Origin of the sequence: Gluconobacter sp. P5E10 (assembly GCF_018812145.1) — a bacterium.
Taxonomy (GTDB): domain Bacteria; phylum Pseudomonadota; class Alphaproteobacteria; order Acetobacterales; family Acetobacteraceae; genus Gluconobacter; species Gluconobacter cerinus.
Genome location: NZ_JACRVZ010000003.1, coordinates 85,388 through 107,278 on the forward strand (window position 1 = coordinate 85,388; position 21,891 = coordinate 107,278).

General features: G+C 56.9%; 21 protein-coding genes. 14 read left to right on the forward strand and 7 right to left on the reverse strand.

Annotation, left to right across the window (positions count from 1 at the left end):
* Positions 1-43 precede the first annotated feature (43 nt).
* Positions 44-529 (forward strand): DUF3429 domain-containing protein, encoded by a 486-nt coding sequence (locus KP707_RS06885; protein WP_046901665.1) that lies wholly within the window; start codon positions 44-46, stop codon positions 527-529.
* On the opposite strand, the gene kdsA is transcribed toward KP707_RS06885, so the two are convergent.
* From kdsA to tpiA, 4 genes are all read right to left on the reverse strand, one after another.
* Positions 517-1,341 carry a 3-deoxy-8-phosphooctulonate synthase gene (gene kdsA / locus KP707_RS06890; protein ID WP_211499035.1) on the reverse strand — a complete coding sequence of 275 codons (825 nt, stop codon included), beginning with the start codon at positions 1,339-1,341 and terminating at the stop codon, positions 517-519. The genes KP707_RS06885 and kdsA overlap by 13 nt on opposite strands.
* Complete coding sequence (locus KP707_RS06895; RefSeq protein ID WP_211502585.1) at positions 1,338-2,969, reverse strand: CTP synthase; 1,632 nt, start codon at positions 2,967-2,969, stop codon at positions 1,338-1,340. Before KP707_RS06895 ends, kdsA begins: the two co-directional genes overlap by 4 nt.
* A 62-nt stretch (positions 2,970-3,031) precedes the next feature.
* Positions 3,032-3,382, reverse strand: a complete 351-nt coding sequence (secG, locus tag KP707_RS06900) for a preprotein translocase subunit SecG (RefSeq protein ID WP_061510564.1) — start codon at positions 3,380-3,382, stop codon at positions 3,032-3,034.
* On the reverse strand, positions 3,379-4,173 hold the full coding sequence (gene tpiA / locus KP707_RS06905; RefSeq protein ID WP_211504188.1) for a triose-phosphate isomerase: 795 nt from the start codon (positions 4,171-4,173) through the stop codon (positions 3,379-3,381). Before tpiA ends, secG begins: the two co-directional genes overlap by 4 nt.
* Before the next feature lie 123 nt (positions 4,174-4,296).
* On the opposite strand from tpiA, the gene KP707_RS06910 reads away from it, so the two are divergent.
* The 12 genes from KP707_RS06910 (at position 4,297) to KP707_RS06965 (ending at position 17,351) form a co-directional block, all read left to right on the forward strand.
* A complete protein-coding gene (locus KP707_RS06910; protein WP_215751654.1) occupies positions 4,297-6,234 on the forward strand; it encodes a peptidylprolyl isomerase in 1,938 nt (645 codons plus the stop codon).
* The gene (trpE, locus tag KP707_RS06915) at positions 6,234-7,646 is read left to right on the forward strand and encodes an anthranilate synthase component I (RefSeq protein WP_099212644.1); all 1,413 of its coding nucleotides are present in this window, start codon (positions 6,234-6,236) and stop codon (positions 7,644-7,646) included. The genes KP707_RS06910 and trpE overlap by 1 nt, the downstream gene beginning before the upstream one ends.
* A gap of 48 nt (positions 7,647-7,694) precedes the next feature.
* On the forward strand, positions 7,695-8,291 hold the full coding sequence (locus KP707_RS06920; protein ID WP_203549023.1) for an aminodeoxychorismate/anthranilate synthase component II: 597 nt from the start codon (positions 7,695-7,697) through the stop codon (positions 8,289-8,291).
* Positions 8,288-9,379: an anthranilate phosphoribosyltransferase gene (trpD, locus tag KP707_RS06925; protein ID WP_215751648.1), complete on the forward strand. Its 1,092-nt coding sequence runs from the start codon at positions 8,288-8,290 to the stop codon at positions 9,377-9,379. Before KP707_RS06920 ends, trpD begins: the two co-directional genes overlap by 4 nt.
* Positions 9,376-10,299, forward strand: coding sequence for an indole-3-glycerol phosphate synthase TrpC (gene trpC, locus KP707_RS06930; protein ID WP_046901656.1), 924 nt, complete (start codon positions 9,376-9,378; stop codon positions 10,297-10,299). The genes trpD and trpC overlap by 4 nt, the downstream gene beginning before the upstream one ends.
* Before the next feature lie 166 nt (positions 10,300-10,465).
* A complete protein-coding gene (pdhA, locus tag KP707_RS06935; protein ID WP_086633189.1) occupies positions 10,466-11,470 on the forward strand; it encodes a pyruvate dehydrogenase (acetyl-transferring) E1 component subunit alpha in 1,005 nt (334 codons plus the stop codon).
* Between the two features lie 5 nt (positions 11,471-11,475).
* The gene (locus KP707_RS06940; RefSeq protein WP_211502589.1) at positions 11,476-12,843 is read left to right on the forward strand and encodes a pyruvate dehydrogenase complex E1 component subunit beta; all 1,368 of its coding nucleotides are present in this window, start codon (positions 11,476-11,478) and stop codon (positions 12,841-12,843) included.
* Between the two features lie 6 nt (positions 12,844-12,849).
* The gene (locus KP707_RS06945; protein ID WP_211502590.1) at positions 12,850-14,082 is read left to right on the forward strand and encodes a pyruvate dehydrogenase complex dihydrolipoamide acetyltransferase; all 1,233 of its coding nucleotides are present in this window, start codon (positions 12,850-12,852) and stop codon (positions 14,080-14,082) included.
* Positions 14,083-14,085: 3 nt separating this feature from the next.
* Entirely contained in the window at positions 14,086-15,492 is a 1,407-nt protein-coding gene (lpdA, locus tag KP707_RS06950; protein ID WP_211502591.1) for a dihydrolipoyl dehydrogenase, read from the forward strand.
* A 5-nt stretch (positions 15,493-15,497) separates the two neighbouring features.
* Positions 15,498-16,466 carry a lipoyl synthase gene (gene lipA, locus KP707_RS06955; protein ID WP_211502592.1) on the forward strand — a complete coding sequence of 323 codons (969 nt, stop codon included), beginning with the start codon at positions 15,498-15,500 and terminating at the stop codon, positions 16,464-16,466.
* Positions 16,466-16,936 (forward strand): type II toxin-antitoxin system RatA family toxin, encoded by a 471-nt coding sequence (locus KP707_RS06960; protein WP_211502593.1) that lies wholly within the window; start codon positions 16,466-16,468, stop codon positions 16,934-16,936. The genes lipA and KP707_RS06960 overlap by 1 nt, the downstream gene beginning before the upstream one ends.
* Positions 16,937-17,030: 94 nt before the next feature.
* Positions 17,031-17,351, forward strand: a complete 321-nt coding sequence (locus tag KP707_RS06965; RefSeq protein ID WP_046901649.1) for a hypothetical protein — start codon at positions 17,031-17,033, stop codon at positions 17,349-17,351.
* A gap of 61 nt (positions 17,352-17,412) precedes the next feature.
* Here KP707_RS06965 and KP707_RS06970 read toward each other — a convergent pair whose 3' ends face one another.
* The 3 genes from KP707_RS06970 to KP707_RS06980 are packed head-to-tail and all read right to left on the reverse strand — an operon-like array spanning position 17,413 to position 20,351.
* Positions 17,413-17,898 carry a CinA family protein gene (locus tag KP707_RS06970; RefSeq protein WP_211502594.1) on the reverse strand — a complete coding sequence of 162 codons (486 nt, stop codon included), beginning with the start codon at positions 17,896-17,898 and terminating at the stop codon, positions 17,413-17,415.
* Positions 17,885-19,759: a lytic transglycosylase domain-containing protein gene (locus KP707_RS06975; protein ID WP_211502595.1), complete on the reverse strand. Its 1,875-nt coding sequence runs from the start codon at positions 19,757-19,759 to the stop codon at positions 17,885-17,887. The genes KP707_RS06970 and KP707_RS06975 overlap by 14 nt, the downstream gene beginning before the upstream one ends.
* Positions 19,740-20,351: a YjbE family putative metal transport protein gene (locus KP707_RS06980; protein WP_064272890.1), complete on the reverse strand. Its 612-nt coding sequence runs from the start codon at positions 20,349-20,351 to the stop codon at positions 19,740-19,742. Before KP707_RS06980 ends, KP707_RS06975 begins: the two co-directional genes overlap by 20 nt.
* Before the next feature lie 81 nt (positions 20,352-20,432).
* Between KP707_RS06980 and purB the strand changes: the two genes are divergently transcribed.
* Positions 20,433-21,764, forward strand: a complete 1,332-nt coding sequence (purB, locus tag KP707_RS06985; RefSeq protein ID WP_099212634.1) for an adenylosuccinate lyase — start codon at positions 20,433-20,435, stop codon at positions 21,762-21,764.
* Positions 21,765-21,891: the final 127 nt, after the last annotated feature.

Genomic DNA, 21,891 nt, shown 5'->3' on the forward strand with positions numbered 1-21,891 from the left:
ACACGTCTCGTCTCAAAATCAGAACACAAGGTCAATCGACGACATGCGTCTTCCTTTCCTCGCCCTGATCCTCGGTTTGGCAGGACTTATACCTTTCCTGACCCTTGGAGGGTGGATTTTCCTCGCCGGACTTTTCTCCCCACTTCCGCATCTAACCGTTATTCTTCTGGCCTATGGGGCATGCATCCTGTCTTTTCTCGGTGCAGTCCACTGGGGCCTCGCCATGGAACGGCCAGATATCATCACAGTTCAGGGAACAGCAGATCGCGACCGCCAGAGACTCCTTCTGGGAGTCTGCCCTGCACTCTGGGCATGGCTTTCCCTCTGCGTCGGACTGCTTGGAGGGCTGCGCGCCGGATACCTGCTTGAGGTTATCGGTTTCCTGGCAACGTTTGCTGTAGAACGAATGGCCTGGAAGAATGGCGCGCTGCCACCGGGGTACATGCCCCTAAGGGGCGTTCTGACGGTGGGGGCCGTCATAAGTCTCCTTATGGCAGCCCTTGCACCTTTACAGAATTATACGCTGTAGGATTTGGCCAGAGCGTCAAACGCTTTAAGGCGAGTCAACAAGGCCCGCATTTCTGAAAGCGGCACCATTGTTGGACCATCACTCGGAGCATGATCCGGGTCCTGGTGTGTCTCGATGAAAACTGCCGCAACACCGATAGACAAGGCAGCACGGGCGAGGGGTTCAACAAACTCCCTCTGGCCGCCCGTGGAGGCCCCTAAGCCACCCGGTTGCTGCACAGAGTGAGTGGCATCGAAAACAACCGGATAGCCCGTCTGAGCCATAATTGGCAGACCACGCATATCACTGACGAGCGTGTTGTAACCAAAGCTCGTACCACGATCACAGAGCATGATTCGCTTGTTACCGGTGGAAGCCAGCTTAGCCGCGACATTTGCCATATCCCAAGGCGCCAGAAACTGACCCTTTTTGACATTGATGGCACGGCCCGTTTCACCGGCGGCAAGCAGCAGATCAGTTTGTCGACACAGGAAAGCAGGGATCTGGAGCACGTCCACCGCTTCCGCAGCGACAGCACATTGCTCGGCAGCGTGAACATCCGTCAGAACAGGAACGTCAAAGCGTTCACGGATAGAAGCCAGAATATCCAGCCCCATCTCCATGCCTACACCGCGGGCCGCATTCACGGAACTACGGTTCGCCTTGTCATAACTGCTCTTGTAGATCAGCCCGATATCCAGCTCTCGACATAACGTGGAGAGAGCATCTGCCATCTCCACGGCATGATCTCGGGATTCAATCTGGCACGGCCCTGCAATCAGCGTGAAGGGCCGGTCCTGACCAATCTCGAGCTTTCCAATCTGGAAGCTCACTTGCTTTCAGCCCGCTTGCGAGCTGCCCCGATAAATCCGGCGAAAAGCGGATGGGGATCAAACGGCTTGGACAGCAGTTCCGGATGATATTGCACGCCGATGAACCAGGGATGATCCGGGTATTCCACCACTTCCGGAAGAACGCCGTCCGGAGACATTCCAGAGAAACGCAGACCCGTCTTTTCCAGGCGATCCTTGTAGTGAAGGTTCACTTCCCAGCGATGACGGTGACGCTCCCGAATATCGGTCGTGCCATAGATCTCAGCGGCGCGTGATCCTACAGCCAGCTTAGCCGGGAATGCACCGAGACGCATCGTTCCGCCAAGATCACCGCCTTCACGGCGGCGCATCAGCTCATTGCCGTTTGCCCACTCCGTCATGAGACCAACCAGCGGCTCAGTCGTGGGGCCGAATTCGGTGGAAGACGCTTTGGTGAGGCCAGCAAGCGAACGGGCGCATTCAATCACGGCCATCTGCATGCCGAAGCAAATACCAAGGAACGGAATGCCGTTTTCACGCGCATAGCGGACGGCCTGAATTTTACCCTCTGCGCCACGCTCACCGAAGCCACCCGGAACCAGAATGGCATCTGCATCCTTCAGGCGCTCGGCGATATCACCTGACTTCTCGAATTCTTCCGATTCGATCCAGTCGAGTTTGACGCGCACATTGTTCGCGATCCCGCCATGCAGCAGGGCTTCCGCCAGCGACTTGTAGCTATCCAGAAGCGCCGTGTACTTGCCAACGACAGCAACCTTGACCTCGCCCTCAGGCTCACGAATCGCGTGGACGATCTTTTCCCAGCGCGTCAGGTCCGGCGAGCCTTCGAATGGAAGACCGAAGTAACGCAGAACTTCGCGATCCATGCCTTCGTTATGGTACGAAATCGGGCACGCGTAGATCGTATCTACGTCCAGCGCTGCGATCACCGCTTCCGAACGGACGTTACAGAAGTTCGCGATCTTGCGGCGTTCATTTTCCGGAATCGGACGATCCGAACGGCACAGCAGAACCTGCGGCTGAATGCCGACATTCTGCAGTTCCTTGACGGAATGCTGCGTCGGTTTCGTCTTCAACTCACCGGCTGAGGGGATGTAGGGCAGGAGCGTCAGGTGAACGCACATGGTCTGGTTATGCCCCAGATCATTGCGAAGCTGACGAATGGCTTCAAGGAACGGGAGGCTCTCAATGTCGCCAACCGTTCCGCCAATTTCCACCAGAACGAAATCATACTCTTCCGTCCCAGCCACCACGACATCCTTGATGGCGTCCGTGATGTGGGGAATGACCTGAACGGTTCCGCCCAGATAGTCGCCGCGACGTTCGCGGGCGATGACATCGGAATAGATGCGACCTGTTGTGGTGTTGTCTGCACGGCGGGCATGGACGCCCGTAAAGCGCTCATAATGACCAAGGTCGAGGTCGGTTTCGGCCCCGTCGTCAGTAATGAACACCTCACCATGCTGATACGGGCTCATCGTGCCCGGATCCACGTTCAGGTAAGGGTCCAGCTTACGCATGCGGACCTTGTAACCGCGTGCCTGGAGGAGAGCAGCAAGAGCCGCAGAAGCGATGCCCTTGCCGAGAGAAGATACCACACCGCCGGTGATGAATACGAAGCGCGTCATGGGCGCTCCTCATACACCGAAGGTGGGGGCGAGGGGAAGCGTCGAGATGCTTCCCGATTCAGTTAGTGAGCAGGCGTCTCGGCAGGAGCCGGAGCAGCAGGGGTTGCAGGCGCAGCAGGAGCCGTCGTTGCAGCAGCCGGGGCAGGCGGATCTGCAAGGATATCATGGCCACCGACACCCGAGGAAGCACCGCGGTTCAGAAGGGCCAGAACGAGGCAGAGCAGCATGAAAACGCCAGCAAGCACAGATGTCGCACGCGTCAGCAGCGTTGCCGTGCCGCGGCCCGTCATGAAGGAGCCCATGCCCTGGCTGCTACCGATGCCGAGGCCGCCGCCTTCACTGCGCTGGATCAGGATCGTACCGATCAGGGCCAGTGTGACCAGCAGATTGATGACAAGCAGAAAAGTGGTCATGAACGATAGGGTCCGGACAATGGTTGGGATGAGAGACGGAGCGATGCCGCTTCGGCAATGCGCAGGAAGCTTCTGGCCTCCAGGCTGGCACTACCAACCAGCACTCCGCCAAGCACCCCGATGGAAAGAATAGTCGGCGCCTGGGCCGGTGTTACGGAGCCGCCATACAGGATTGGCACGCGAATGTCATCCATCTTGAGACGGGACTGCAACAGACCACGCAACAAAAGCAGCGTCCGTTCAAGCTCTTCCCGGGATGGAGTGACGCCACTTCCAATTGCCCAGACCGGCTCATACGCCAGCACGCCATTAAAATTATCGGTCAAAGAACCGTCAATCTGGCTGGCCAGAACTGTTGCCGCACGACCATCCTGCCGCTCGGCCATCGTTTCCCCGATACAGACAACAGGAATCAGCCCGGCAGCTTCTGCCGCCTGCACCTTTTGCCTGATCAGGGCGTCGTTTTCACCATGGGCCTGCCGACGTTCTGAATGCCCCAGGAGAACGTAACGCGCGCCAGTATCGGCGAGCATTTCAGCCGAAATATCACCTGTATGAGCCCCGGAAACCGCAGTATGACAGTCCTGCGCTCCCAGCATTATGGATGCTCCTGCGCCCTCAAGTGCCTCAGCCACACGGTCCAGTTGCGTGAAGGGTGGGCAAATGACCATCCTTACATCGTCAGGCAGCGAACGCGCACCTTCGGCCACAGCTGTTGCAAGTTGCAGTGACGCCTCCCGCAAGCCATTCATCTTCCAGTTCCCGATGACGAGTTTCGGCGTTACATTCATGCTTCCTCCTGGGGGTGGCCTGTCCGCTTCTGGTCAAGCGCGGCTCACGACATTATGGTGCGGCAAGTTCTAGCGGGCCTTACCCGTCCGCACCATCCCGCCATCCGGATCCGTCCTGACCCTATGATTACCACCCTACGCCACCTCCTTGTTGACTCCTGGGCCGGCCGTGCCGCCGCAATCCTGATTTTCCTGGCCTTCATCGGGTGGGGTGTAGGAGACGTCTATTCCAATATGGGGACGAGCAGCTCCAATACGATCGTCACGATCGGGAACAGAACGATCACGCCGGATGACCTTGCGCGGGCACTCTCCGCACAGCTACCGGCAGCAGCCCAGCAGATGGGACTGTCTGATCCATCGCATTTGCCGGACGGCACGAAGCAGCAGATTGCACGTCAGGCTCTTCACAATCTCGTGATCCAGAACGAGGTACAGCTTGCAGGCGAGCGTGCTGGCATGGTTGTGCCAGATGAGTTGATCCGGAAAGAAATTTTCGCAATCCCGGCTTTTCACAATGCAGCAGGTCAGTTTGATCGCAGCATGCTGAATGACCGACTGGCCCGCATTGGCATTACCGAAAAACGCCTGATCCAGATGATTCGCGAGGACATTATTTCCCGTGCCCTGCTTCAGGGTATGGGCGCTTCCGTTCAGGCACCAACATCCCTTCTGAACCGTCTGTTCGCCTTCGATGCAGATCAGCGCGTCATGGATGTTCTGCGCGTTCCGTTCACCTCAACAGCAGTGTCAGCGTCCCCAACCGACGAGCAGCTTCATCGCTATTACGACAATCATCCGCAGGATTTCCGCACCACGGAATATCGTCATGCCAAGATGGTCGTAATGACGGCGGACAGCGTCGCCAAGACAATTGAAGTGCCGGATGACGTTCTACACAAGCTGTATGATTTTCAGTCCCGCACGTACAACATGCCGGAAACACGCACGCTTCAGGTTCTGACGTTCCAGGACGAAAGCAAAGCCAATGCTGCGGCTACGGCATGGCGCAACACCAATGCGTGGGACGCGATCCAGAAGGCCTATCCGGATGCAGCGGCTGTCGCTCTTCCGCACGTCCGCGAGAGCGACATCCCAAACCCCGAACTCGCCAAGGCAGCTTTTGGAGCGCCCGCTAATCAGATCAGCGGTCCGACGAAAACGGCAGCAGGCTGGGTCGTATTCAACATCACGGATGTCGTCGCCCCTCATCAGACTACTTTCGAGCAGGCTAAGCCTGAACTGCGCGATCAGGTCCAGAAGCAGGAAGCTCCCGAAGCACTTCAGGCGCGCCTGAAGCAGTTTCAGGACGCGATTGCAGGCTCCACAACGCTTGAGAAAATTCCATCCAACCTTGGTGCGGTGCCAGCAGCTGGCTCACTTGATTCCCATGGCTTGATGCAGGACGGAACCCCGGCACCAATCCCGGGCGACGCAGGCCTGCGCCAGTCCATCGTTCAGCATATCTTCTCTCAGAAGAAAGATGCCCAGCCAGTTGTTGTAAACGGCCCGGATGGCTCTGTCTTCGCCGTAGTGGTAGACGAAGTCCATCCTGGAACGCGCCGCCCGTTCGCTGATGTGCGGGATCAGATCGTTCAGGCCTGGACGGCCGAGCAGCAGCGTCATGCCGCTGATACACGCACCACGACCCTGTTCACGGAAGCCAAGAAAAGCACACTGGCAAAGGCACTCGACGGTCAGGCTGAAGCGTCCAGCCTTCGCAAGAATGTGACAATTTCACGTATGCACCCGGACCAGTCTCTTCCTCAGAATGTTCTTCGTGCAGCATTCGGCCTGAAGGTCGGCACAACAGGAATGTATGAAGGGCCGGATGCGTTCTGGATCGTCAACGTAACAGGACAGAAGCCGGGTGCAGAAGCAGATGCTGCTTCTATGCAAAAGGAGCTGTCAGCCCAGTACGTTCAGGCTCTTCAGGCCGATATCCCTGCTGCCCTGAACGCCAGTCTTGAAAAAACAGTGCCGGTGTCGCACCTGAACACCAACCTCTTCAATCAGGTCGTGGCGTCCACGTCACCGGGGAACGCAGGCGGAGCGCAGTGATGAGCATCGTTCACAGCATTGAAGCCGCAGACCTTCTAACGCCCGTCTCAGCCTACCTCCGGTTGTCACGCCTCTCTGATGACCCTTATCGGATGCTTCTGGAGAGTGTGGAGGGGGGAGCCGCACGTGGTCGCTATTCCGTGATCGCACTTCTGCCTGATCTGGTCTGGAAGTGCCGTAACGGTGAAGCGGTTCTGGACGGGACGCCCTTAGAGGGGAACCCGCTGGAGACCCTGAAGGACATTATCGACCAGAGCCAGATGACGCTGCCGGTCGATATGCCTCCCATGATCGGCGGTGTCTTCGGCGTTCTGGGATACGATATGGTGCGGCAGATGGAATTTCTGCCAAATGCTCCCGTCAACGATCTGGACCTGCCGGAAGGGATCATGATCCGTCCGCAGCTCTTCGCGGTCTTTGATTCCGTGCGTGATGAGCTGACCCTGGCAGTGCCTATCCGTGGCTCAATGACGGAAGCAGAAGGCCATGCACTTCTGGATCGTGCGCGTGAAGCACTGGCTGCCCCGCTTGAAAATGCCAGCGAGACACTTCCAGCAGGAAGTGAGTTAGCACCGCCGTCCTGCAATATGACGCAGGAGCAGTTTGAAGCGAACGTCCGCAAGGCACAGGATTACATCGCGGCTGGAGATGCCTTCCAGATTGTCCCGAGCCAGCGATTTACGACACCGTTCCCACTTTCACCGCTTGCCCTCTATCGCAGCCTGCGCCGCGTCAATCCGGCGCCGTTCCTGTTCCTGATGGAGCTGGAAGATTACGCGCTGGTCGGATCTTCCCCCGAGATTCTTGTTCGTTTGAGGGAAGGGGAAGTCACGGTTCGTCCGCTAGCCGGGACACGTCCTCGTGGAACGGATCGGGAGCATGATCTGGCACTCGAGAGAGAGCTGCTCGCCGACAAAAAAGAGCTGGCTGAACATCTGATGCTCATTGATCTGGGGCGCAATGATGTCGGACGTGTTTCCGAACTTGGCACAGTCGAAGTTCCGGATCAGTTCGTGATCGAACGCTACAGCCATGTGATGCACATCTCTTCAACCGTCACAGGGCAGATCAAAGCAGGCAAAACGGCTATGGATGCCCTCGTCGCGGCATTCCCGGCAGGAACCCTGACCGGAGCGCCAAAAATCCGCGCCATGCAGATCATCGATGAGCTGGAACCAACCCGTCGGGGGCCATACTCAGGATGCGTCGGATATTTCGGAGCAGACGGAGAAATGGATACCTGCATCGGGCTCCGTATGGCCGTTCTCAAAAACGGCCAGATGTACGTTCAGGCCGGCTGCGGTGTGGTCGCGGACAGCGATCCCAACTCCGAATTTCGTGAAACACAGGTCAAGGCGAGGGCTCTTTTCAGGGCGGCCGAAGTTGCCGTCTCCAACGCAGCAAAATCCTGAAACAATGTTGCATTTGACGTAACGAAACGTGAAGGCCATCCTGTTGCCATGATCCTGCTCATCGACAACTACGACAGCTTCACCTTCAACATCGTCCACCATCTGGGGGCGCTGGGTGTTGAATGTGATGTGAGACGAAATGACGCGCTGAGCGTGGACGAAGCACTTGCGCTCAATCCGTCTGCCATTGTGATTTCGCCAGGTCCTTGTGCACCAGACGGTGCGGGGATCTGCTGTGAGCTGATCCGAGCCGCGGCCGGAAAGTTTCCCGTCTTTGGCGTATGCCTTGGACATCAGGCCATCGGTCAGGTTTTCGGCGCCACTGTCGTTCGGGCGCCAGTGCCGATGCATGGAAAGATCAGCCCTGTAAATCATGACGGGACGGGCGTTTTTGCAGGCTTACCGAACCCCGTAAATGTCGTGCGCTATCATAGCCTGACGCTCGATCCCGCGACCATTCCTCCCGAACTGATCGTCAACGCTTCTACGGAAGATGGCGTGATCATGGGCATTCGCCACCGGGACTATGACATTCACGGTGTACAGTTTCACCCTGAAAGCATCGCATCGGTTGCAGGCCGTGAACTTCTTTCTAATTTTCTGACCATCGCCGGTATTCAGCACAAAGCTACTGAAGCGGCATGACAGGAAAGACAGATTTTGCAGCCGTGCTTCGCAAGGTTGCTGATGGCAAATCTCTGGCATCCCACGAAGCTGATGCCGCATTTTCCGCCATCATGGCCGGCTCTGTAGACGCTCCTTTACTCGCCGCATTCCTGACAGCTCTCAAAGTTCGCGGTGAAACAGAGGCGGAGCTCACAGGCGCAGTTCAAGCCGTCCGACGATATATGACGACCTTGCCTGACGTGCCTGATAACACCCTGGATGTCTGCGGAACGGGCGGAGACGGGCTAGGGACGCTCAATGTCTCCACTGCGGTTGCATTCGTTCTGGCAGGCCTCGGCGTTCCTGTGGCCAAACATGGCAACCGGGCACTTTCATCCCGCTCCGGCGCCACGGATGTACTGGAAGTTTTGGGCATCCCCCCGACCGATGACCTGACGCTTCAGTCCCATCGGCTACGTGAAAACAATCTGGCCTTTCTGGCCGCACCTTTTCATCATCCCGCGATGCGTCATGCCGCACCGATCCGGAAAGCTCTTGGCTTCAGAACTCTCTTCAATCTGCTTGGCCCCCTGTGCAATCCTGCGCAGGTTCATCGCCAGCTTATCGGTGTTTTTGATCCCCGGTGGTGCGAACCTGTCGTTCGGACTTTGGCCAATCTTGGCAGCACGCATGTCTGGGCTCTTCACGGAACCACAGATGAGGGCGGCAGCGATGAACTGACGCTGGCAGGCCCAGCTCAGATTGTCTGTCTGGAGAATACGAAAGTTCTCTCCCTTTCATTCGAACCAGAAATGGCGGGAATGGTGAAAACGCCGATCTCTGCCGTTCGCGGCGGAAACGCTGAAGAGAACGCCGTCGCACTGCGCACACTCCTCAATGGCACTCCCGGCCCGTATCGTGATACTGTACTTCTGAATGCTGCCGCTGCCCTGCATGTGGCAGGCCGAGGTAGCGTCGTGCAGAACGGCACAATTGACGCGCAGGCTTTTCGTAACAATGTAGCTCTGGCAGCGAGTGCCATCGACGGTGGCTCCGCGCGCGCAGCTCTGGACAGAGCGGCCATGACAAATTCCACCCTTATAAAAACAAACGCAGGACTATCATGACCTTCATGCATCAGCGACCCGCGATGACCTATGCACCTGAAGGGGTAGAGCAGTTTCCTGACCCGGAAGTTCCGGAGACGACCACGCCGCCCATCAAGGATCCCGCCGTCGAGACAACCGATCGCAGCGACGTTCTTGCTCGCATCTGCGCCCGCACACGGGTGGATGTAGAACAGCGTTCACAGATCATGTCTCTCAAGGAGATCACGCTGCGCGCGCGTGAAGTCACGGCGCCGACACGAGGCTTCGGTCAAGCTCTTCAGCATCTGACAGCAGACCGACAGGTTGGGCTGATCGCGGAAATCAAGAAGGCATCTCCATCTGCTGGTGTACTCCGCCCGAATTTCAATCCGGTCGAAATTGCGCTGTCTTATCAGGCTGCTGGCGCAACGTGCCTGTCTGTTCTGACGGAGGGATCGTGTTTCCACGGCAGCACAGATGATATCCGTGCCGTTCGCGAGGCCTGCAGCCTTCCAATCCTGCGCAAGGACTTCATTCTTGATCCCTGGCAGGTCCACGAGAGTCGCCTGATTGGAGCGGATTGCATCCTTCTGATTATGGCCGCCCTGACAGAAACGCAGGCATCGGAACTTATTGGAATTGCACGTGGCCTGGACATGGATGTGCTGGTTGAAGTGCATGATGCTGACGAACTGAACCGGGCCCTGGCGCTCGACACGTCTTTGATCGGCATCAACAACCGAAACCTCCGCACTCTGAAGACAGACATTCAGACAACGCTTGATCTGGCCCCTATGGTCCCACCTGATCGTCTGGTTGTGTCTGAGAGCGGCATTAAAACCCAGGATGATCTATTGAAAGTCGGGGAAGTCGGCGCGAGTGCCGTGCTTGTCGGAGAAAGCCTTCTTCGTGAAGAAGATCCAGGCCAGGCTGCGCGCCGTCTTTTAGGTTTCGTCTAATTCTTCTCGCTGAGAGGGCGATCTTCCCCTCTCAGCCTTGTCATTCCGCATTGAGCTCACGCCCTCCTGCTTTTCCTTTCGGAGATGTAACTGGGGCCACTCTGGCCTTCCGGGTCGAGTGACGGTAAGAGCTTCCCCAGATTTGTGCATTTGCAGGAGACCTGCCATGGGCGAGACAACGTCCGCTTCATACCGGAGCAATGGTCCGGCCCTTTCGCCGGAAACAATGAAGCAAGCCTACAAGGACATGCTTCTTATCCGACGTTTTGAGGAAAAAGCTGGCCAGCTTTACGGAATGGGCCTGATTGGCGGCTTCTGCCATCTTTACATCGGGCAAGAAGCGGTTGTGGCCGGCATCGGTCTAAACATGAAGCAGGGTGATAAGTCCATCACCTCATACCGTGACCATGGCCAGATGCTCGTGGCAGGCATGACACCCCGCGGCGTGATGGCAGAGCTCACCGGACGTGCAGGTGGCTATTCACGCGGCAAGGGTGGCTCCATGCACATGTTCTCCCGCGAAAAAGAATTCTATGGCGGCCATGGCATCGTCGGTGCGCAGGTGGCTCTAGGCACGGGCTTGGCCTTTGCCAACATGTATCGGGGCACGGACGAAGTCTCCATCGTCTATTTTGGCGAAGGCGCATCAGCTCAGGGACAGGTCTACGAGAGTTTCAATCTCGCAGCGTTGCACAAACTTCCCTGCATCTACGTCATCGAGAACAACAGGTACGGCATGGGCACGTCCATTGAGCGTGCCTCTGCCTCCAAAGACCTTTCTCGCAATGCCGAGCCTTGGGGCATCGCGAGCCGCAAGGTCGACGGTATGGACATTTTTGCCGTCCACCAGGCTGCGCAGGAAGCCATGGAACACTGCCGCTCTGGGAAGGGACCTTTCCTGCTGGAAATGGAAACCTACCGTTACCGCGGGCACTCCATGTCTGATCCGGCCAAATACCGTGACCGTGCTGAAGTTGAAGAAATGCGTCGGACACGTGATCCGATTGAAACCCTGAAGGCTGAAATGCTGCGCAACGGCATCGAAGAAAGCATCTTCAAGGACATTGAAACCGAAGTGAAAGCCGTCGTGGCGGACGCTGTTGAATTTGCACAGACCTGTCCTGAGCCGGATCCGTCCGAACTCTGGACTGACATTCTGGTGGAGGCCTGATTTCCATGGCATCTCTGATTCTGATGCCGGCCCTTTCGCCGACTATGACCGAAGGTACAATTGCACGCTGGCTTCGTCAGCCTGGCGATGCCGTGAAGTCTGGCGATGTGATCGCCGAGATTGAAACCGACAAGGCCACGATGGAAGTCGAAGCCGTTGATGATGGTGTGTTCGGTAAGGTTCTCGTGCCCGAAGGCAGCGAGAGCGTTGCCGTCAATACGCCTATTGCTGTCCTTCTTGAGGATGGCGAAGACGTAGCCGCCGCCGAAAACGTGACGCGTTCAGCCGATCCAGCTGTTGACGCATCAGTTGCTGTCGAAACTCCGTCTGCACCTGCCATTGTCGAAGCTCCGGCCATCAAGCAGGCTGACAACGAGAAAGACTGGGGCGAAACGAAAAACATTACGGTTCGCGAAGCTCTTCGGGACGCGATGGCTGCAGAGTTGCGCCGTGATGAAGACGTCTTCCTGATGGGTGAGGAAGTTGCCCAGTATCAGGGCGCTTACAAGATCAGCCAGGGTCTGCTTGACGAGTTTGGCGAGAAGCGTGTGATCGACATGCCAATCACCGAGCACGGCTTTACTGGCATGGCGGTCGGCGCGGCTCTGACGGGCCTGAAGCCTATCGTTGAGTTCATGACAATGAACTTCTCGCTGCAAGCTATTGATCATATTATTAATTCTGCCGCCAAGACGCTTTATATGTCCGGTGGACAGATGGGCTGCCCGATTGTCTTCCGTGGCCCGAATGGTGCCGCGGCACGCGTCGGCGCTCAGCACTCCCAGTGCTTTGCAAGCTGGTATGCTCATATTCCTGGCCTGAAGGTCGTTGCTCCGTGGTCTGCCGCGGATGCGAAGGGTCTTCTGCGCGCGGCTATTCGGGATCCGAACCCGGTTGTCGTGCTTGAAAACGAGATCCTGTACGGCCAGAAATTCCCATGCCCTACGGATGAAGACTTCATCCTGCCGATCGGGAAAGCCAAGATCGAGCGTGAAGGTAAAGACGTGACCCTGGTTGCGTTCTCCATCATGGTTGGCGTTGCGCTCGATGCCGCTGCAAAGCTGGCAGAAGCGGGCATTGAAGCCGAAGTCATCAACCTTCGTACGCTGCGGCCCCTTGATACTGAAACGATCATCAAGAGCGTCAAGAAGACGAGCCGGATTGTTTCCGTTGAAGAGGGCTGGCCTGTTGCGGGTATCGGCGCAGAAATCTGCACGGTCGCCGTTGAGCAGGCTTTTGACTGGCTTGATGCACCTCCGGCGCGCGTCTGCGGGCTTGACCTGCCGCTGCCCTACGCGTCCAATCTTGAAAAACTGGCACTTCCGAAACCCGAGTGGGTTGTGGAAGCGGTCCGCAAGCAGTTCGGGGACTGACCGACAATGGCAATCGATATTCTGATGCCGGCCCTGTCGCCGACAATGACTGAGGGCAAGCTGGCCCGCTGGCTTAAAAACGAAGGCGATACGGTCTCTGCCGGAGACGTGATCGCTGAAATCGAGACCGACAAGGCCACGATGGAAGTTGAAGCGGTAGATGAAGGAATTCTCGGCCGTATCCTTGTTCAGGAAGGCGCGGAAGGTGTCGCTGTTAACACACCTATCGCCATTCTTGTCGAAGAAGGCGAAGATGTTCCAGCAGCATCTTCAGCACAGGCACCCGCTTCAGTAGCTCCGGTTGATGCGCCTGCTGCTTCCGTAAATGCACCTGCGCCAGTCACCAAGGCAGCAGTTACGGCAGAGAGTTCTGAGCGTATTTTTGTTTCTCCGCTTGCAAAGCGTATGGCGAAAGAGCGTGGAATTGCTCTAACGTCGCTCAACGGAACGGGACCAAACGGTCGTATTCTAAAGCGCGATGTGGAGAAGGGCGGCAAGCCGGCTACAACCGCGCCGAAAGCTACCCCCGCAGCACCTGTTGCTCGTGAGGGTTCCGTAACGCGCGTTCCGAATTCCACGATGCGTAAAGTCATTGCGCGACGCCTGACGGAATCAAAAACGCAGGTGCCGCATTTCTATGTATCTGTGGACATTGAGCTTGATGCTCTGCTTGCGCTTCGTGCCAAACTGAACGCGACGGCTGAAGACAATAGCTTCAAGCTCTCTGTAAACGACATGATGATCAAGGCCGTAGGGCTGGCACTCAAGAAGGTGCAGGGTCTGAACGTCCAGTTTACAGACTCAGAGACGCTGCATTTCGATAATGTGGACATCTCGATGGCTGTTTCCATTCCAGATGGCCTTATCACCCCAATTATTCGGAATGCGGACCAGAAGTCCCTGCGCGAAATCAGTCGTGAAGCCAAGGATCTGGCCAAGCGTGCCCGCGCAGGCAAGCTGAAGCCGGAAGAATTCCAAGGCGGGACGTTCTCGATCTCCAACATGGGGATGTTCGGCATCCGCGATTTCGCCGCGATCATTAATCCGCCGCAGGCTGGTATCCTGGCTATTGCGTCAGGCGAGAAACGTGCCGTGGTTCGTGGAGACCAGCTTGCAATTGCAACCGTCATGACGGCGACACTTTCTGTTGATCATCGTGCCGTTGATGGCGCGCTTGGCGCACAGTGGCTGAACGCCCTGCGCGACATCGTACAGAACCCTTACACTCTGGTGGTCTGATCCATGTCCGATACTTTCGATCTGATCGTTGTTGGTGGCGGTCCTGGCGGTTACGTTGCAGCACTCCGAGCCAGTCAGCTTGGCATGAGCGTTGCCATCGTGGAGAGCACACATTTTGGTGGTGTCTGCCTCAACTGGGGCTGCATTCCCACCAAGGCGCTCCTGCGCTCTTCGGAAATTCATCATCTTCTACATGATCTGAACACGTTCGGCTTCTCCGCCGAAAATGTTTCTTTTGATCTTCCGAAGATTGTGGCCCGGTCCCGCGGCATTGCACGCCGTATGGGTGGCGGAATTGCTCACCTGCTGAAGAAGGCCAAGGTCACGACCTTTGACGGTCGTGCAAAACTGGCTGGACGGGCAGGGGAAGCACATAAGGTTTCCATCACCAAAGACGGCGCTGAAGTCGCAGTCATCAAGTCGCCCAACGTGATCCTGGCAACAGGGGCGCGGGGTCGTCAGCTTCCAGGCCTTGAGACGGACGGAAAGTTGATCTGGGGTGCGCGTGAAGCCATGACCCCTGCTGCGCTTCCAAAGCGTCTTCTGGTCATTGGCTCTGGCGCTATTGGCATCGAGTTCGCATCTTTCTACCGCAACATGGGTAGCGAAGTCACAATTGCGGAAGTTGCGGATCGCATTCTGATTGCCGAAGATCCGGAAATCAGCGCCGCTGCCCGCAAGGCCTTTGAGAAGCAGGGGATGAAAATCATCACCGGCGCAAAGGTTGGAGCGCTGCAGAAGGGCGAAAACGAGGTCTCTACCACGATTGAAAGTGCGTCTGGCACGATTGATCTGACTGTGGATCGCGTAATCTGCGCTGTCGGCATTGTCGGGAACGTTGAAGATCTTGGACTGGAAGGCACCAAAGTCCAGGTCGATCGCACTCATATCATCACCGACGGCTTCTGCCGCACGGCAGAGCCGGGCATCTATGCGATCGGTGACGTTGCAGGCGCTCCGTGGCTAGCTCACAAAGCAAGCCATGAAGGTATTCTCTGCGTCGAGAAGATTGCCGGTCGTTCGCCGCAGCCTTTGCATGCACTGAACATTCCGGGCTGCACCTACTCTCGTCCCCAGATTGCTTCGGTAGGTCTGAGCGAAGAGAAGGCTATAGCCGCTGGTCACAAGGTCCGCGTCGGTCGTTTCCCGTTCATGGCAAATGGCAAGGCCGTAGCGATGGGTGAGACGGAAGGCATGGTCAAAACCGTGTTTGACGCAACCACCGGAGAGCTTCTTGGTGCTCATATGATCGGTGCCGAAGTCACGGAAATGATCCAAGGTTATGTTATTGCCCGGACCAGTGAGCTGACGGAAGCAGAGCTGATCGAAACGGTTTTCCCGCATCCGACAATCTCTGAGACGATGCATGAAGCGACTCTGGCGGCCTTCGATGGCCCGCTCCATATCTGAGCATCATGTCCCAGCGCATCACCATTGATCATCGGTCAGCGCCTTCTCCCCGTCATCCGGAGAAGGCGCATCGCCCCGATAACCCGATCCAGCGCAAGCCGTCCTGGATCAGGGTCAAGGCGCCCAATCATCCCGTCTATCACGAGACACGAGCTCTGATGCGGGAAGCGAATCTGGTTACGGTTTGCGAAGAGGCTGCTTGCCCGAATATTGGGGAGTGCTGGTCTCAGCGTCATGCCACCATGATGATCATGGGAGAGATCTGCACGCGCGCCTGCGCGTTCTGCAACGTCACAACCGGCCTGCCCAAGGCGCTGGACGAGGACGAACCTCGCAGGGTGGCAGACGCGGTAGCAAAGCTCGGCCTCAAGCACGTTGTGATTACATCGGTGGACCGTGATGATCTTGCGGATGGCGGGGCGCGTCATTTTGCCAATGTGATCAAAGCCATCCGGACGGCTTCAGCAAGCACAACAATCGAAATCCTGACTCCTGACTTCCTGAGGAAGCCGGGCGCTCTTGAGGTTGTCGTGGAAGCCAGACCGGACGTTTTCAATCACAATATCGAGACTGTGCCACGTCTCTATCCCACTATTCGTCCGGGTGCGCGATACTATCAGTCCCTGCGTCTGCTGGACGGTGTGAAGAGGCTTGATCCATCCATTTTCACCAAGTCCGGCCTGATGCTAGGCCTTGGTGAGGAGAAGATGGAAGTATGGCAGGTCATGGATGATTTCAGGGTCGCTGACGTCGATTTTCTGACGTTGGGACAGTACCTTCAGCCGAGCGTAAAGCATGCATCGGTCGAAAAGTTTGTTACCCCGGAAGAATTTGACGGCTATGCTGCGGCTGCCCGTTCCAAAGGATTTCTCCAGGTCAGTGCAAGCCCTCTGACACGATCCTCCTATCATGCGGACAGTGACTTCGCGAAGCTGCAGGCTGCGCGAAACAGCCGTCTGAAAGAAAGTCCCTGATGCCGACACATGCCGAGCAACGGTTGATTGCCTACACGCCGGAGCAACTTTTTGATCTGGTCGCAGATGTGGAGAGATATCCGCAGTTTCTGCCATGGTGCGTCAAAGCGACTATCAAATCCAAGACGGAGCATGAACTGGTAGCTGACCTGACAATCGGGTTCGGACCGTTCCGTGAGACCTTTACCAGCCGTGTGACTTTGGAATACCCTTCGCGTATCCGCGTCCGCTATGAAAAAGGGCCTTTCCGGTATCTGAACAATGTCTGGACATTCACACCTGACCCTCGTGGCTGTCTGGTGGATTTCTTTGTGGACTTCGAGTTTCGGTCTCGTCTGCTTCAGAATGCGATGGGTGTTGTTTTCAATGAAGGCGTTCGTCTGATGGTGTCAGCCTTCATCAAGCGGGCTCGTGATATCTATGGAGTACAGACGCCACAAACCCGTACTCCGCAGCCGGGACTTTCCTGAGCACAGGAAAGAATTCGTAATACGTCATGAACCATTTGGCGCATGTGGCGTTTTGAGCCCCAAGCACCGAATGGTGTCATGAAAGGATTACGCAATGAAGAAATTTACCTTCGGCGCATTTGCCTTCTCGGCTTTGATTGCTGCTGCTTCCCCGGCTATGGCCGAACACCATGGACATCACCATGGCAAAAAATCGGCTTCGCACATGCAGAAGTCTGATGAAGCGTCTGCAACAGACGCTCTGAACGCCCGCTCGCTCCAGCAGGCTCAGACGCCAGTTCAGGCACAGGCTCCAGCAGCTCCGCTTCCGGTTGCAACGGCACCGACGTCTGCGGTTGTTCCTACTGCGCCGGTCCCGACCGTACCGCCAGCGGCATCAACAATGCCAGCAACGGCCCCGACTGACGGTCAGTAATTCCTCAGTTGGCACGGTTTGCCATAAAGGCCCTCACCAGATCGGTGGGGGCTTTTTTTGTTCAGGCCTTCAGGATCATTTCAAGAGCATGTCTCACCGTAGCATTTCTGACTGCAGCTCGATCTCCCGAAAAAACATGTCGCTCTGAAATTGCCTTTCCTGGAAAAACAGACAGCCCGAAGCAAACAGTTCCAACAGGTTTCTCGGCACTTCCGCCGTCTGGTCCTGCTATTCCTGTGACAGAAACCGCTACTGTCGCATCTGCAGCATGCCACAATGCGCCCTCCGCCATGGCGCGTGCCGTCTCTTCACTGACTGCGCCGTATCGAGCAAGAGTGTCTGCAGGAACGCCAGCAGCGCTGCTTTTCAGGGCGTTGGAATAGGTCACAAGGCCGCCTTCAATCACGCTGGACGACCCTGCAATATCGGTGAGGGCCGCGCAGATCATCCCGCCCGTGCAACTTTCCACAGTCACAAGGCGAAGGTTTCTTGCCGCCAGATGCGCGAGCACTTGTTCACAAAGTGATCGAAAATCAGTTGCCGACATTGGAAGCACTCACTCGATAAACCATCATGTTAGCTTCGATATTTTCGATGTACATTCGCGTTTCCCGATAAGGGAGACGCTCGATCCAATCGAGAACGCCATCTTCAGATAAAGGATCGGCAGGTGGATTTGCTTTGAGCCACAGATCCACCCGATGCGGCCCAGCATTATAAGCAGCCAAGGCATAGGGAATGACGTTATCAAAGCGCGCGAGCAACTGGGATACGTAAGCATTCCCGACGGTCAGATTGGTTTGAGGATCCAGGAGTGCCGCTGCGGAGACATTCATGCCCCCCAGATGGGCGCGCCTCACAACATCCGTCGCGGCCCCGGGTAAGATCTGAAGCAGTCCTATGGCATGAGCCCCGCTGATGGCAGCAGAATCGAATCCGCTTTCCTGCCTGATGACGGCTGGAAGCAAACCATCTGGAACAGTCGATGCTTCCGGCCATGGATTAGGGAAACCCTGCGGATAAAGGGCAACGCCTTTTCGTGACAAGGCATGAGCGGCAAAGACTTCGGCGGCAGGAACATTAAGACGTGAGCCAAGGTCTGCCACAGCTTTCTGGCCTTGCGGCGTCGGATTAGCGATCAGAAGAAGCAGGAGGAAGTCTTTAGCGTGTTCCTGATCTCCTGACTGCATCAGGTCGGTGGCCGCCTCGACGAGATCCTGTCGCTGCAAGTCTCCTGATGCCACCGATGGAAGAGAGTGCAAGCTTTGCTGGAGCGCACTATCGAACTTCTGAGACGTCGCCCCCGCCAAAATAAAAGACTGCTCCCCGGAAAGAGCCGCCTGAGCAAGCTGGCCATGGAACGTCGTGGGAAAACGTGTCGCACGCTCAAATGCGTTCTGCGCGTCTCCTGAATGCCCTGCGGCCTGTCGGGCACGCGCAGTCCAGTACCAGCCTCGAGCCTGCATCGCGAGTGAGGAAGCCTGCTGGAGCGGCCTGAAAAATTCCTCTGCTTGGTCGGGAATATTCAATAGTCGAAGAGCAATAAAGCCCGAGAGATTTTGCGCTTCCTGACGGTCGATTTCGGTGAGCGGCAGTGTTGTGTCCTGCGCCAGAGCATAAGCGTCCTGCACACGACCTGCGAGCAGCAGGGCGCGAGCCAGACTTGCTCTTTCACTGGACCATTCATGAGAAGGGGCCGCAGCTTGCAGGCGTGAACCCGCATCATTCCAAAGCGCTAAAGCGTCATCCAGGCGGTCTCCGCGCCGGAGAGCCCGCAAGCGATAGCGGATTAAAATGGGATCTGCACGCTCCGCAGGAGATAGAGCCTCAAATGCGCTGTCGGCATCAGGGGAGACGGATCGTTCAGCGAGTCTCGCGCGTGCAAGAGCCTGACGCTCGGGCGGCAGGCGAGGGATCTGACGTCCCGCCGCCGAAAGCTGACCCTTGGCCTCAAGAGTCGCATAACGCTGCCATTGATCATCCGCACTGAAGACACTGGCATATCGCGCCAGAAGAGCACCTTCTTCCTGAGCGGTTCCCGCGCCAGAGACCCAAAGCCTGTGCGCTGCATTCACTGCACTGGGGAGATGATCCTGACAGTTCAGGAACGCCGAGACGAGTGTCAGGGGAAGAGACGGGCAGAGACGGTTTAAAGCTTCAGGATCAGATGTATGCGTAAGGGCATTCTGATATCGCCACAGAATTTTGGCGCGTTGCGGCCAGACCGGCGTCTCCAGAAGAAAAGCGGCATAGTCGTCCGCAGGTCGGTCTGTGGCTGAAGGCGCAACAAGTGAGAGCCACTGAGCCAATCGGTCCTGAACCGAGGGTGTAGAGGGCAAAGAAGCTGCCGCCCCGAGAAACAGGGCAGCAGCCAGAAGAAGTGGTCGGTCAGTTCGGCAGCACAACATGATGCCAGATTTCTCCTCCGCCGCGGATGATGAGCTCAATCGCCACACCCAGAACGACAAACAGACCACACCATGCGATCCAGCTGTAACGGGCCAGAAGCCCGGCAATGAACGACGCGGCAACGCCCATCAGCAACACAGAGAACGCAAGACCGCCCATGAGAATCCATGGATGACCAACAGCAGCACCTGCGACAGCAAGGACATTGTCCAGACTCATGGAAAGATCGGCAATGACAATCTTGAGAATGGCCGGCCCAAGACGGGAAGGCGCGTCAACCTCCACGTCCGTATCACTGTGCCGGAGTTCCCGATACATTTTCCAGCAGACCCAGAGCAGCAGACAGCCGCCTGCAAGCGTCAGGCCCACAATAGCCAGAAGACGGGCTGCAACCAGTGCCAGTCCAATTCGCAGGACGGCCGCAAACGCCGTACCGATCAGAATGGCCAGACGCCTCTGTCGCCCCTGAAGGCTACGAACCGCCATCCCGATGACAACAGCGTTGTCTCCCGCGAGCGTGATATCAATGAGGGTGACCTGTGCCAGCGCAAACAGGCCGTGAACGAAAGTATCAGGGAGCAAGGTTGTCATTCTTCCAAAAGGGGTCCGTGCAATATCCTCGTATTTGGTCTAAGCAGCCTCCGTAAAGCCCCACTCGCCTCCGGAGTTCTCATGGTTCCGCGTTATAGCCGCCCCCAGATGACCGCAATCTGGTCGCCCGCCAACCGTTACCGTATCTGGTTCGAAATCGAAGCCCTGGCCTGTGAAGCCATGGCGGAACAGGGCGCAATCCCTGCCGAATCAGCCAAAACGATCCGCGAAAAGGGGGATGCCGCAATGGCCGCATTCTCTGACGCTGACCTGGCCCGGATTGACGAGATCGAGGCGGAAACGCGCCATGACGTGATTGCGTTCCTGACATGGCTGGCAGAAAAAGTTGGCCCGGACAGCCGTTTCGTTCATCTCGGCATGACGTCTTCGGATGTGCTGGACACATGCCTGTCCGTTCAGCTGACACAGGCTTCCGACCTTCTTCTTGAAGATCTGGAGCGCGTTCTCGCTGCCCTCAAGACGCGCGCATACGAGCACAAGCTGACCGTGACGATCGGCCGCAGCCATGCCATTCATGCGGAACCGACCAGCTTCGGCCTGAAACTGGCTGGCCATTATGCGGAATTCGCGCGTAACAAAGAGCGTCTGCTTCAGGCCCGCAAAGAAATCGCTGTTTGTGCCATTTCCGGTGCGGTCGGTACGTATGCTCATATTGACCCGGCCGTTGAAGAATACGTTGCCGACAAGCTGGGACTTGTTGCCGAAAGCGTCTCCACGCAGGTTATCCCACGTGACCGCCACGCAGCATTTTTCTGCACCCTGGGCGTGATTGCCAGCGGTATTGAACGTCTGGCTGTTGAAGTTCGCCACTTGCAGCGGTCGGAAGTGCGCGAAGCGGAAGAGTTCTTCCACAAGGGCCAGAAGGGCAGCTCCGCGATGCCGCACAAGCGGAATCCGGTGCTGTCCGAAAATCTGACAGGCCTTGCTCGTCTGATTCGCTCTCATGTTACGCCTGCACTGGAAAACGTTGCCCTGTGGCACGAACGTGATATCAGCCACTCGGCCGTAGAGCGGAACATCTGCCCTGACGCCACGATCGGGCTTGATTTCGCTCTGATGCGTCTGGCTGGCATGATGGAAAAGCTGATGGTCTATCCGGACCAGATGATCGCCAACATGGAAAGCCTTGGTGGCGTTGTTCATTCGGGTGAAGTGCTGCTGGTTCTGGCCCGCGCTGGCATTTCCCGCGAAGACGCCTACCGGATCGTCCAGCGCAACGCCATGGAGACATGGACGAAGCTGGGCCACCCTGACTTCCGCACGTTCCGCGAGAATCTTGAAGCAGATCCGGAAGTTGCTGGCCGTGTCAGTGCGGAAGTTCTGGACCGGGCCTTCGATCCGGCGCAGCATCTCAGCCAGGTTGATCGCATCTTTAACCGCATTTTCGGTTAATCTGGACAAACGGGGGCGGGAATAGTTTTCCCGCACTCTCGCGGTTCCGGTTCCGCAATGCTATGGAACCGAAAAACCGTCGCTGGACCAGCCGTTTCCGCATCCCTGACAAACGGGACGGCGCAAC